Origin of the sequence: Pseudoalteromonas sp. NC201, from assembly GCF_002850255.1 — a bacterium.
Lineage (GTDB): Bacteria > Pseudomonadota > Gammaproteobacteria > Enterobacterales > Alteromonadaceae > Pseudoalteromonas.
The window spans coordinates 990,893-1,003,436 of record NZ_CP022522.1 but is presented as its reverse complement, the minus strand read 5'-3'; the positions used below and the strand labels follow the sequence as shown (position 1 = coordinate 1,003,436).

9 protein-coding genes and 4 tRNA genes are annotated in these 12,544 nt (G+C 44.9%); 12 read left to right on the top strand and 1 reads right to left on the bottom strand.

Annotation, left to right across the window (positions count from 1 at the left end):
• The 12 genes from PNC201_RS03995 (at window position 1) to nth (ending at window position 10,237) form a co-directional block, all read left to right on the top strand.
• Window positions 1-77: transfer RNA gene (locus PNC201_RS03995), tRNA-Asn, on the top strand.
• Window positions 78-96: 19 nt separating this feature from the next.
• Window positions 97-173, top strand: a tRNA-Asn gene (locus PNC201_RS03990).
• Between the two features lie 34 nt (window positions 174-207).
• A tRNA-Asn gene (locus PNC201_RS03985) sits at window positions 208-284 on the top strand.
• 47 nt (window positions 285-331) lie between these two features.
• Window positions 332-408, top strand: a tRNA-Asn gene (locus PNC201_RS03980).
• A 187-nt stretch (window positions 409-595) separates the two neighbouring features.
• Window positions 596-2,539 carry an EAL domain-containing protein gene (locus PNC201_RS03975; protein WP_102056243.1) on the top strand — a complete coding sequence of 648 codons (1,944 nt, stop codon included), beginning with the start codon at window positions 596-598 and terminating at the stop codon, window positions 2,537-2,539.
• 598 nt (window positions 2,540-3,137) lie between these two features.
• Window positions 3,138-3,719 (top strand): electron transport complex subunit RsxA, encoded by a 582-nt coding sequence (rsxA, locus tag PNC201_RS03970; protein ID WP_010370383.1) that lies wholly within the window; start codon window positions 3,138-3,140, stop codon window positions 3,717-3,719.
• 2 nt (window positions 3,720-3,721) lie between these two features.
• Window positions 3,722-4,276, top strand: coding sequence for an electron transport complex subunit RsxB (gene rsxB / locus PNC201_RS03965; protein WP_010370380.1), 555 nt, complete (start codon window positions 3,722-3,724; stop codon window positions 4,274-4,276).
• A gap of 9 nt (window positions 4,277-4,285) precedes the next feature.
• On the top strand, window positions 4,286-7,123 hold the full coding sequence (rsxC, locus tag PNC201_RS03960) for an electron transport complex subunit RsxC (RefSeq protein ID WP_102056242.1): 2,838 nt from the start codon (window positions 4,286-4,288) through the stop codon (window positions 7,121-7,123).
• The gene (gene rsxD, locus PNC201_RS03955) at window positions 7,120-8,181 is read left to right on the top strand and encodes an electron transport complex subunit RsxD (RefSeq protein ID WP_102056241.1); all 1,062 of its coding nucleotides are present in this window, start codon (window positions 7,120-7,122) and stop codon (window positions 8,179-8,181) included. The genes rsxC and rsxD overlap by 4 nt, the downstream gene beginning before the upstream one ends.
• Entirely contained in the window at window positions 8,178-8,813 is a 636-nt protein-coding gene (gene rsxG, locus PNC201_RS03950; protein ID WP_102056240.1) for an electron transport complex subunit RsxG, read from the top strand. Before rsxD ends, rsxG begins: the two co-directional genes overlap by 4 nt.
• Complete coding sequence (locus tag PNC201_RS03945; protein WP_010370368.1) at window positions 8,810-9,508, top strand: electron transport complex subunit E; 699 nt, start codon at window positions 8,810-8,812, stop codon at window positions 9,506-9,508. Before rsxG ends, PNC201_RS03945 begins: the two co-directional genes overlap by 4 nt.
• 96 nt (window positions 9,509-9,604) lie before the next feature.
• A complete protein-coding gene (gene nth / locus PNC201_RS03940) occupies window positions 9,605-10,237 on the top strand; it encodes an endonuclease III (RefSeq protein ID WP_102056239.1) in 633 nt (210 codons plus the stop codon).
• A gap of 39 nt (window positions 10,238-10,276) precedes the next feature.
• On the opposite strand, the gene PNC201_RS03935 is transcribed toward nth, so the two are convergent.
• Window positions 10,277-12,487, bottom strand: coding sequence for a hypothetical protein (locus PNC201_RS03935; protein WP_102056238.1), 2,211 nt, complete (start codon window positions 12,485-12,487; stop codon window positions 10,277-10,279).
• Between the last annotated feature and the right edge of the window lie 57 nt (window positions 12,488-12,544).

The following is a 12,544-nucleotide window of genomic DNA, read 5'->3' as shown; positions in this document are numbered from 1 at the left end:
TCCCCCTTAGCTCAGTTGGTTAGAGCGACGGACTGTTAATCCGCAGGTCCCCCGTTCGAGTCGGGGAGGGGGAGCCAAATTCTCACACTTGACTATTCCCCCTTAGCTCAGTTGGTTAGAGCGACGGACTGTTAATCCGCAGGTCCCCCGTTCGAGTCGGGGAGGGGGAGCCACTCCTTCACCGGAAAGTCAACATTTTATTGTAGTTCCCCCTTAGCTCAGTTGGTTAGAGCGACGGACTGTTAATCCGCAGGTCCCCCGTTCGAGTCGGGGAGGGGGAGCCAATCAATAAGATAGTGCTCAAAAGAGCATTCCTAAAGTTCCAAATTGTTCCCCCTTAGCTCAGTTGGTTAGAGCGACGGACTGTTAATCCGCAGGTCCCCCGTTCGAGTCGGGGAGGGGGAGCCAATTCCACGAAAGCATTAGACTTTTTCCAGCATTTACACTACTCTACAAGCAATATTCTCACTGCATTTGCCCGAATAACAACCTTCTCTGCAATTTATCGACCAGACAAAAATCAAACCGATGAATTTGATAAAGAAATTGGCAATGCACCCGATACTATGGAATAACTCTCTTTAAGAAGCGTACTATGGCTGGTTTTAAAAAACTTATCGTACTCCAAGTCACCTCTTGGCTATTATTCTCCTTGATTGGTAGCTTTTTTTTCGCAACAAGTTTTGACTCTGCAATCAACAAAGCACAACAAAGTGCCCATACCATGGTGACAGAGTATATAAAGGATAAGAAACTCACTGAAGTTACTCCTGAACATATCCGTCAGGCCTTAAATAGCGGGGATGTTTTCTCAACTTTTATCGTACGAGACTTTGACGGCCAAACTGTTTTGCAAGTCAACACACCAAGCAACCTCCCCTTTATCGCCGAACTCATAGAATCAAATATCAATGCTATTCGCCCCCAATTTGCTGTTAACGATACCAAAGACATCAAAATTGAATTCTTGATCAATGCACAAAGTCAGGCGCAATTACTACAACAAGCCCTACTGCTACTTATCGTTATTTCAGCGTTAGTTGCCTTTATTCCTGTTTTCTTTATGCAAGGCGTCTATAAGAAGCTCAATCGCAACGTCAGTATGACCGTGGCCAGTGCGGTAGATTCATACATCACACAAAACCAAGTTACCGACAATATTGAGTTTGATTTTAATGATGGCAAAGTGGCGGAACTCGGGCATGATTTAGTCCCCTCTTTTAAACGATTAGCTAGCTTTTTAAAGTCAAAGCAAGAAGACATTAAAAATGCCGCTCACACTATCAAGCAAGAAGCGTATAAAGATGTAGTCACCGATCTTGGCAACCGCAATATGTTCGTTGAACATTACGAGCAGTATATCGAGTCATCAGCTAAAAAGGCATTTGGCTCGTTGGCGATGATCCGCTGTTCTGAATTGCAGGTCATTAACCAAACTCGTGGTTATCAAAAAGGTGATGAATACATTAAGTCGGTATCGGATATCATCAAACACGTCACCGGTACTTATGCCGGCAGCCAGGTGTTCCGTTTAAATAGTTCCGATTTTGCAGTGATCTTACCCAATGTGCCAAGTAAAGAAGCGGAAGAGTTTGGTGAAACACTGCAAGCGCGTTTTACTCAGTTCCAGCAAAACCAAGAACTATCATCGGTTGCAAACACTGGGATTGTACCTTACGAGAACGGTAAACCACTTGGAGAGCTACTCTCGGTTGTTGATAATGCCATGAGTATGGCACAAAGCAAGCAAGCCAATGCTTGGCATATTCAGCGTGAATCTGACCTAGTGAATAACGTTAGTGCTGGATTTGGCAACCAAAACTGGCGTCGCGTGATCCGCGATGTGATCAACAGCAAACGTGTTAGCTTGATGATGCAAAATATCATGCCAATTGGTAAAAATTCTAAGGCCTATGCTGAGATCCAGTCTCGCTTCAAAACTGAAGAAGGACAGATGCTACCAACGGCTTCTTTCCTTGCCATGGCGGAAAAGCTGGAAATGGCCATCGAGATTGATCAGCTGATCATCGACACCTCGCTAGAACTTATCAAAACGCGTAACTTTAATGAAAAGTATTTTGGGATCAATGTCACCGCATCGAGCGCTCATAACGATCAATTTGTGATCTGGTTAGAGCGTCGTTTGTTAAAAGAAACCAATCTCGCCTCTAAACTGGTATTTGAAGTTAGCGAGTTTGGCTTACAGCAAAATATTAAAGCCAGTAAGCGCTTTATTGACATGGTGCATCGTGCCGGCGCTCGTATCACCGTTGAGCGTTTTGGTGTGGGTTTAACGTCGTTTAAGTTTTTTAGAGACTTAAAACCTGACTATATCAAAATGGATGCGAGCTATACTCGTGGTCTTGAAGAAGACAAGAATAATCAATACTTTATGCGTTTAATGGTTGACCTTGCGCACCGTATCGGTGTCAACGTATTTGCCGAAGGTATCGAGAGCCAAGAAGAGAAACATATAGTCGAAACGCTTTGTTTGGACGGTGTACAAGGCTATTACATCGAAAAGCCGAAAGAAATCTAAGTAACCAGAGCTTGGATAATTCACCTATTATCCAAGCTCGCAAAAAGCTCTAAGGGCAGCTTCTTTACCCCTCACTTTCCCGCTGCCATTACGCTGACTTTCGCACACTATCATTTGCCACACCTGTTACAATCTGTGTTACTATTGGCAGGAATTATCATTCAAGTTTGTCCATGGGATCTTAAGAAGTTCACAAAGATAAGCTTGAAGATTATTTCGGCGCTAGCGGTAATCCAATATCTAGCAATAAAATCACTCTATCACCATGATTTTATTGCTAAAAAATCATATATTTAGCCTGATAAGCAAACTCTGAATTAGGATTACTTGCTAATAACTGAATGAAAACTGTCAGCATTACATGACAAGCTACAGCCTCATAAAATGTGAGACGCTAGCTTAAATGATAGCAAAGCACATGTTTTCACTTAAAAAATTCAAAGCGGAACGGTGCTATCGGTTTAATTCTACTAAAAAGTATTTTTAGCAGAATTAAATCCAGTCAAAACTTGCACCTAGTAAGTTCTTTAATACAGTTAACTATCACCTCGATTTGACGGGAAAACCCGCATAAAGTGAATAAGTTATAGAGGCAGGAATGACCGAATACATTTTGTTGCTCATTGGCACCGTGCTGGTGAATAACTTCGTTTTAGTCCAATTTTTGGGCTTATGTCCATTTATGGGGGTATCTGGAAAATTGGATACCGCAGTGGGAATGTCGTTAGCGACCACCTTTGTTCTTACGCTAGCCTCAGTCACCAGCTATTTGGTCAATCAGTATATTTTATTGCCGCTCGATCTCACTTTTTTAAGAACGATGAGCTTTATTTTGGTTATCGCTGTGGTTGTGCAATTTACAGAGATGGTGGTACGTAAAACCAGTCCAACCTTGTATCGATTACTGGGAATTTTCTTACCTTTGATCACCACCAACTGCGCTGTACTAGGCGTCGCACTACTTAATATCAAAAAAGACCACACCTTTTTAGAGTCTGCAGTCTATGGTTTTGGCGCCGCGGTTGGCTTTTCTATGGTTTTGGTGCTATTCGCCGCTTTGCGTGAGCGTTTGGCTGTCGCTGACGTGCCGACACCCTTTAAAGGCGCATCGATAGCGATGATCACCGCAGGACTTATGTCGCTTGCGTTTATGGGCTTTTCTGGATTGGTTAAGTTTTAGATATGACATTACTTTACGCATTACTTGCACTGGGTGCGCTGGCGCTTATTTTTGGTATTGTGCTTGGCTATGCAGCAGTGAAATACCGAGTTGAAAGCAACCCAATTGTTGAACAAATAGACGCTATTCTGCCACAAACTCAATGCGGCCAGTGTGGCTATCCCGGCTGTCGACCTTACGCTGAAGCGATTGCGAATGGCGATGACGTAAATAAATGCCCTCCCGGCGGTGAAGCTACAGTGAAAAAACTGGCGGACTTAATGGGCGTAGAAGCAAAGCCACTGGCTGGCGGAGAAGACGCAGAGCCGGTCAAGAAAGTGGCTTACATTCGTGAAGACGAATGTATTGGCTGTACCAAATGCATTCAAGCTTGCCCCGTGGATGCTATCGTTGGTGCAACCAGACAAATGCACACCGTGCTCATCGACGAGTGCACAGGCTGCGATCTGTGTGTCGAGCCCTGCCCGGTCGATTGTATTGATATGATCCCGGTTGCACAGACCAAGCAAACGTGGAAGTGGCAGCTAGACGCCATTCCTGTGACACAGATTGATTAAGAGGTTTAAGTGGAAACATTACTTGAACAAATAGAAAGCGGAAAACTGTGGCAGTTCCCAGGTGGCATCCATCCACCAGAGCAAAAGACATTATCCAACCAGCAACCGATTGCTCGTTTACCTTTGCCTGATAAACTAATCCTGCCACTAAAGCAGCACATTGGTGCCAATGGTAGCCTGTTAGTTAACTCTGGCGATCACGTCCTTAAGGGTCAAGCATTGACGGCTCCAGGCACGAACTGGTCGCTGCCCATTCACGCCCCCACATCTGGCACCATTGAAGCGATAAAACCGATGCCGTCGGCGCATCCATCCGCGCTACCTGAGCTCAGTATTATTTTGCACCCAGACGGTGAAGATAAGTGGACACCACTGAATCCTATTAGCGACATTAGCACGCTTGATAACAAACAGCTTATCGATATTATCCACCAAGCTGGTATTGCCGGTATGGGCGGTGCGGGATTCCCAACCTATGTTAAAGCAGACAGCCCAAAGCCCATTGAGTTTTTAGTCGTCAATGGCATTGAGTGCGAACCATATATTACAGCCGATGATCGTTTGATGCGTGAGCACGCCAAAGAAATCATCGCAGGCGTCGAAGTGCTACAAGGTATATTGAAGCCACAAAAAGTGCTGTTTGGCATAGAAGATAATAAACCTGAGGCTATTGCAGCTATCACCGTGGCGGCTCAGCATAATCAGAATATCTTAGTCCGTAGTGTGCCAACCAAATACCCTTCTGGTGGTGAAAAGCAACTGGTCAAGCTATTAACTTCCAAAGAAGTACCAAGTGCTGGAATACCAGCGGATATCGGCGTACTGGTGCAGAACGTTGGAACACTGTTCGCAATTTGGCAAGCCATTTTTGAGGGTAAACCACTTATTGAGCGCGTAGTTACCGTAACTGGTAATACCATTACTCAGCCAAGCAACGTGTGGGCTTTACTCGGCACTGAAATAAAGCACCTGCTAGACTCACAAGGCTTTTCGCCAGTAGAGGCGCAGCGCGTCGTCATGGGTGGTCCAATGATGGGCTTTACTTTACCATCGGTTAGGATCCCTGTGGTCAAAACCACCAACTGTATACTCGCGCCAGACAACCAAGAACTTGCGATCCCGGGTGATGAAAAGGCATGTATTCGCTGTAGTGCCTGTGCAGATGCCTGCCCTCAAAGCTTATTACCACAGCAGTTACAATGGTTTGCTAAAGGCAAAGAGTACCAAAAGTTAGAGGAATACAACCTCTTTGACTGTATCGAATGTGGTGCGTGCTCTTATGTTTGCCCGAGCGAAATTCCCTTGGTGCAATACTATCGTGTAGCCAAAGCCGATATTCGCGAACAAAAGCTCGAACAAGTCAAAGCAGAGCGTGCTAAAGAGCGTTTTGAGGCAAGAAAAGAGCGCTTAGAGCGCGAACAAGAAGAACGCCAAAATAAACATAAACGCCGTTCGGCGGGCGCTGCACCAAAAGCCGCAGATAAAGAAAAAGTGCAAGAAGCACTCTCACGCGTTAAAGATAAGCAGTCAGATAAATCCGCGGTCCAAGCTGCGATTGCACGCGCCAAAGCCAAACGAGGTGAGAACGGCGAGTTAGAGCCGGATAACAGCGCCATTGCTGAAGAGCGTGCAAAACGCAAAGCGCAGGCGCGTAAATATAAAGAAGAAAAAACTGACCAGCCTGAAAGCACAGATAAAAAAGATGCAGTAGCCGCCGCCATTGCTCGCGCTAAGGCGAAAAAAGCCGCGGCCCAAACTGCGCCTGAATCTGAGCCAGCCGCAGCAGATGATAAAAAGGCAGCCGTAGCTGCTGCAATCGCCCGGGCTAAAGCCAAAAAAGCAGCCGCAGAAGACACAGCTGAACCTGAAGCCAATGCAGCGCCAAGCGATAAAAAGGCTGCCGTTGCTGCCGCAATTGCCAGAGCTAAGGCCAAGAAAGCTGCTAAAGAGGCGGAAGAAGCTGGCGCAAGCGTGAGCGAACAAGCAGAAGCCGCCCCAACAGAAAGCGCCGAGGAAGATCCACGTAAAGCCGCCGTTGCTGCCGCAATCGCCAGGGCTAAAGCCAAGAAAGCTGCTAAAGAGGTACAAGAAGCTGGCGAGAACATAAGCGAGCAAGCAGACGCTGCTCAAAGCGCTCAAACCGATAACGCTGACGAAGATCCACGTAAAGCCGCCGTTGCTGCCGCAATTGCCAGAGCTAAGGCCAAGAAAGCAGCTAAAGAGGCTGAAGAAGCTGGCGCAAGCGTGAGCGAACAAGCAGAAGCCGCTCCAACGGAAAGCCCCGAGGAAGATCCACGCAAAGCCGCCGTTGCCGCCGCAATTGCCAGAGCTAAGGCCAAGAAAGCTGCTAAAGAGGCACAAGAAGCTGGCGAGAGCACAGTCGAGCAAGCAGAAGCCGCTCCAACACAAAGCGCCGAGGAAGATCCACGTAAAGCCGCCGTTGCTGCCGCAATTGCCAGAGCTAAGGCCAAAAAAGCCGCTAAAGAGGCGGAAGAAGCTGGCGCAAGCGTGAGCGAACAAGCAGAAGCCGCTCCAACGGCAAGCGCCGAGGAAGATCCACGCAAAGCCGCCGTGGCCGCCGCAATTGCCAGAGCTAAGGCCAAAAAAGCCGCTAAAGAGGCACAAGAAGCTGGCGAAAGCGTGAGTGAGCAAGACAAAGAAGCAAATGAGCCAACGGCGGGATCAGAAACAGACTCCAGCGGTACAGAGCAAGATGCTGAGGGCACATCTGAGCAGCAACAAGCACTTAGCCCTGAAGCACGTAAAAAAGCCGCCGTTAAAGCCGCAATTGCAAGAGCAAAAGCGAAGAAGCAAGCGAAAGAACAAGAAGGAAATGAACCGTCATGAAACTAACCATGGCCTCATCCCCGCACAATCATAGCCATAAGTCGGTCAACAAAATCATGATGACCGTCATGGCAGCCTGTATTCCCGGGATCTTAGTCCAAACCTACTATTTTGGTTTTGGTGTATTGATCCAGTTGGCTTTGGCCCTTATTACCGCAAGCCTTGCTGAAGCGCTAGTGCTAAAGCTAAGAGGTCGAGCGATATGGCCCAGCCTCAGCGACGGTAGTGCTTGGCTCACTGCTGTGCTGCTGGCCATCAGTATTCCGCCGCTAGCCCCTTGGTGGATAACTGTCATTGGCGCATTTTTTGCCATCGCAATTGTAAAACAGCTATACGGTGGCCTAGGCTTTAACCTTTTCAACCCGGCCATGGCGGCCTATGTATTATTGCTGATCTCCTTCCCTGTACAAATGACTTCATGGTCACCTATTCAAGCGCTCACGCTAGAGTCGCTAAGCTTTGTCGACCAACTCGCGATGATCTTTACCGAGTCCACCAGCCAAGGTGTCTCACTTGACGTATGGCGTGCAGGGGTGATTGACGGTGCGACTGGTGCCACGCCATTAGACTCGGTAAAAACCGCAGTCTCGCAAGGCTTAACCGTGAATGAGGCGATGAGTAAGCAGGGTTTTGGAGCACTTGCGGGACTTGGTTGGCAATATGTTAACCTGGCCTTTTTGCTAGGTGGTCTTTATCTGCTAAAAGCCAAAGTGATCAACTGGCATATTCCTGTAGCCTTTATTGCCAGTCTTGGCCTTGCTAGTGCGATTGGCTATATCATTGCCCCTGAATCAGAGCCCGGCACCCTATTCCACTTGTTAAGTGGTGGCGCTATGCTTGGTGCCTTCTTTATTGCCACCGATCCGGTGTCGGCCTCCACCACTAACTTAGGTCGTCTGATTTACGGCGCGGCAATCGGCTTTACTGTCTATGTTATTCGTCAATTTGGTGGCTACCCAGACGCCGTTGCATTTGCAGTTGTGATCATGAATATGGCAGTACCACTTATCGATCATTACACTCAGCCTCGTACTTATGGTCATGGAGCTAAATCATGATAATTCAATCGATGCAGAAAAATGGCATCATCCTCGCGGCATTTGCACTGGCAACAACAGGAGCGGTCGCACTGATTAATGACCTCACTAAAGATAAAATTGCCAGCCAAGAGCAGCAGCACCTGATGCAACTACTTTCTCAGGTTATTGCAGCAGATAAGTACGACAATACTTTGTATTTGGATTGCACCACCAGCAACGCCTTAGAACTCGGCCCTGGTGGCCCGCACACAATTTACAGAGCCAGACTCAATGGCGAACCCTCAGCTCTTTTAGTGAGACACATCACCCCCAAAGGCTACAGTGGCAATATTGATGTCTTAACCGCTATCGATAGACAAGGTCTGATCTCAGGTGTGCGTGTAACGCGCCATGAAGAAACCCCAGGCCTTGGTGATAAGGTCGAGCTGGCAAAATCGGCTTGGGTAACGACTTTCAACGGTGTTCAAGTTGAAGGTGAAGCAGATCCTAAAATGAATGTGAAAAAAGACGGCGGTCAATTTGATTCATTTACTGGCGCAACCATTACCCCACGTGCCGTGGTAACCTCGGTAAATCAGGCCGCATGGTTTGCCAAAACTCATTTTGATGCGCTATTTAACGCGCCTAATACTTGCGAGGTGTCACAATGAGTCAGTTAAAATCGCTCTTTCAAGAAGGTACATGGCAAAATAACCCTGCACTGGTACAGCTTTTAGGGCTATGTCCGCTCCTTGCGGTGACTTCAACGGTAACCAATGCGTTAGGGCTTGGTATCGCCACACTACTGGTACTGGTTGGTTCTAACTTTACCGTATCGGTGGTGAGAAACTGGGTGCCAAAAGACATTCGTATTCCCGTGTTTGTGATGATCATCGCTGCCTTTGTTACGGTTATTCAACTGCTCATGAACGCTTATACCTTTGGTCTGTATCAATCCCTTGGTATATTTATTCCGTTGATCGTGACCAACTGCGCCATTATTGGTCGTGCCGAGGCATTCGCTTCGAAGAATAGTCCGCTGTTATCGGTTTGGGATGGTTTAATGATGGGACTAGGTTTTGCACTGGTGCTATTTGTACTGGGTGCAATGCGCGAACTCATTGGTCAAGGAACACTATTTGATGGTGCCGAGCTACTCCTTGGCAACTGGGCAAGTGTATTGCGTATTGAGATCTTCTCATTCGATCATCAATTTTTAGTTGCAATCCTGCCACCTGGCGCCTTTTTAGGGCTTGGCTTTTTGATTGCTGCTAAAAACATTATCGACGCCCAACTCAAAGCCAAAGCAGCGCCAACAGCCGAAGAAGTAAAAGGCCCAAGAGCACGGGTCACTAACTTAAACTAATGCGGTAATAATGCCAATTTGCAGCGATACCGTCACTATCGCTGCTTAATGAAAACAACTGCATGCTACCGTCATTGAATTTAGCAAGTAAATCTTATGAATAAACAAAAACGTATAGAAATACTCACGCGACTCAGGGACGAAAATCCGCACCCTGAAACTGAGCTAGAATACTCGTCACCATTCGAGCTTTTAGTTGCCGTTACCCTCTCAGCACAAGCCACTGATGTTGGGGTAAACAAAGCGACACGCAAACTCTTCCCTGTTGCCAACACACCTGAGAAAATTCTGGAGCTTGGCCTTGAGGGCTTAAGAGACTATATCAAAACCATTGGTTTATTTAATTCAAAAGCCAATAACGTCTATAAAATGTGTCAGATCCTCGTTGACAAACACGGCTCCGAAGTTCCTGAAAACCGTGAAGCACTAGAAGCGCTACCAGGCGTTGGTCGTAAAACCGCAAACGTAGTTTTAAACTGCGCTTTTGGCTGGCCGACCATTGCTGTAGACACGCATATTTTCCGCGTTTCTAACCGCACTAAGTTTGCCATGGGTAAAGATGTAGTGGCTGTCGAGCAAAAGCTGGAAAAGGTTGTACCAACAGAGTTTAAAGTGGACGTCCACCACTGGCTTATTCTCCATGGCCGCTATGTGTGTACAGCAAGAAAGCCCAAATGCGGCAGCTGTATTATTGAAGACTTGTGTGAGTTTAAAGAGAAGACTGATTAGCCTTCTCTTTTTATGGGACGTTAATTTTTAAAAAAATAATTAATCTACCGCTTCAATTGGCCGATTAATTTTCTCATGAAAGTGACTAAGAGACCTCCCCCCCGTTTGAACTAAAATAAACTCACCTAACTTTGTTTTTATAATATAACCATTTCCTAAATTTATAACCTCTGAAACGCCCTCTATTTGATTAATGCCATTTGAAAAGTAATCCGCATCTAACTCTCTTTCGCTATCACGTTCATAATAGGTAATGAGCTTATCTTCTTTATCCGTAATTAGCATAAAATTGTCTACGAGGTTTACATCTTTAACAGAAGGTAATGTCTGTGGATTATTTTGTGTAATAAGTAAAGCCGAACCGTCCTCTTTAACAACTACGCCATTAGAATGATCAGAAGGAACACTATACGCTATGTTATCAAAAGAAAACTCTGGGAACTGTTCAGGTAAGTATTCGCTCCAATAGCTATCTAAATAATGAATATTACCTTCAACATCCAACAGAACATACATCCAACTAATTTTAAGTAAGTCTTTTACCTTAATCTCAGTGTTTAGACTCGAAACATGGTAGGTTAAACCAGAACCTCTGATTGAAAAGCTACCATCTTTTTTTATCGCAAGAATAGCTTTTGAACCTAACGGACTGATAATACGGGCTACATTTTGTAAATCTCCAAAACCTGTAGCATATTCTCCATTTTCTAGTGTAGATAAAAACGGCTCATTACTACATGTCCAAATTTCTACATTATCTTGTTCATCAAATATTGCGACAGCATCGTACCCACCACCGCCAGCATAGCTAACAGCTTGAATCTTACTTACACCCGTTTTTTCTACTCGCTTATAACTATGTTGGTGCGAGCCTTTTTTATCCCACCAAAATCCGTCGATAACAAGAAGTCCAGAGTTGTAAAGCACTGCTGAAGTATTTGCAGAGCTGCTACAGTCATAAAGTGAATGCAAAACTTGTTTTACATCGTTAAGCTCTGTTTGGGATAATTGGGCTTTACTGTATTCAAAATTACCTGAATCATCGAGAGTGTTATCCCAAGTAATAACTTTTCCATCACTTGTTAAAACGTGCTCACCGTAGAAATCTAGCCAGTAACTTTTCACGTTATTTATTTTTTCTTTTATATCTTCAAAGCTACTTTCTTTTTCATGAGAATAAAATTCTCTGCCGTCACCATATTTAAAAAATTTCCCTTTAGTATCTTGAGCTAAAACCGTCCCCCATACATGTTTTCCATAATAAGCATTAACGAAGTCACTCTTGCCATCTTCCGGCTGTATTCCATGGCTACTATCAAAAATTAGCTCGCCGTTAGACATCAAAATGTATTTATCTGATAGGTATATATTTCCACTGATTGGAGTCGGCTTGATAAAGTCAAATGAAGTCGTTTCACTAACAATGTTATCAATACTAGTCACCTTTGCTTTTATAGTGATTGGCTTATCAAAGTTATTTAAGTCTGGTGTAAACGACGCTCCAGTTGCAACTAACTTCTCGCCTATAAACCATTGCATTGATATTGTTTCTGACAGGCAATTATCACAGGTAAAATCCGCAAGGGTTGTCGTGTTTGGAGTATGCTTCCCTGTAAGTTCTAGCGATTCGACTTTGGTTTTGCGTGAAATAATCTCAGCCTGATAGGAAATTTCATCACTCATCACCTGATCAATACTTGGTACTTGAACCGTGATCACAACCGTCTTATCCAAATGCTCAAAATCAGGAGTTAATGAACTCGATTGACTCACAATAACATTATCAACTTCCCAGCGATAAATGGCTTTATCTTTCAAACAATCAACACACTCAATTATTGCGCTGGTACTTTGGCCCCTTATCAGTTCAGAGTTTAAGCTGATTTTTTCTATTTTAGTTTTACGTGAAATAACCTCAGCCTGATAGGAGACTTCATCACTCATCACCTGATCAATACTTGGTACTTGAACCGTGATCACAACCGCCTTATCCAAATGCTCAAAATCAGGAGTAAATGAACTAGATTGACTCACTACAACATTATCAATTTCCCAGCGATAAATGGCTTTATCTTTCAAACAATCAACACACTCTATTATTGCGCTGGTACTTTGGCCTCTGATCAGTTCAGAGTTTAAGCTAATTTTTTCTATTTTAGTTGTAAGTTTAGGTTCATCCGAAGACGAGCTACCTCCACAAGCTACTAAAAGGAATGTGGTGATTAATATAATATATTTGAAAAGTTTCATATCTAAGAGTCCATTACAGTAAGTAAATAGTGTGCAAATCCGGTTGATATCTTCAAG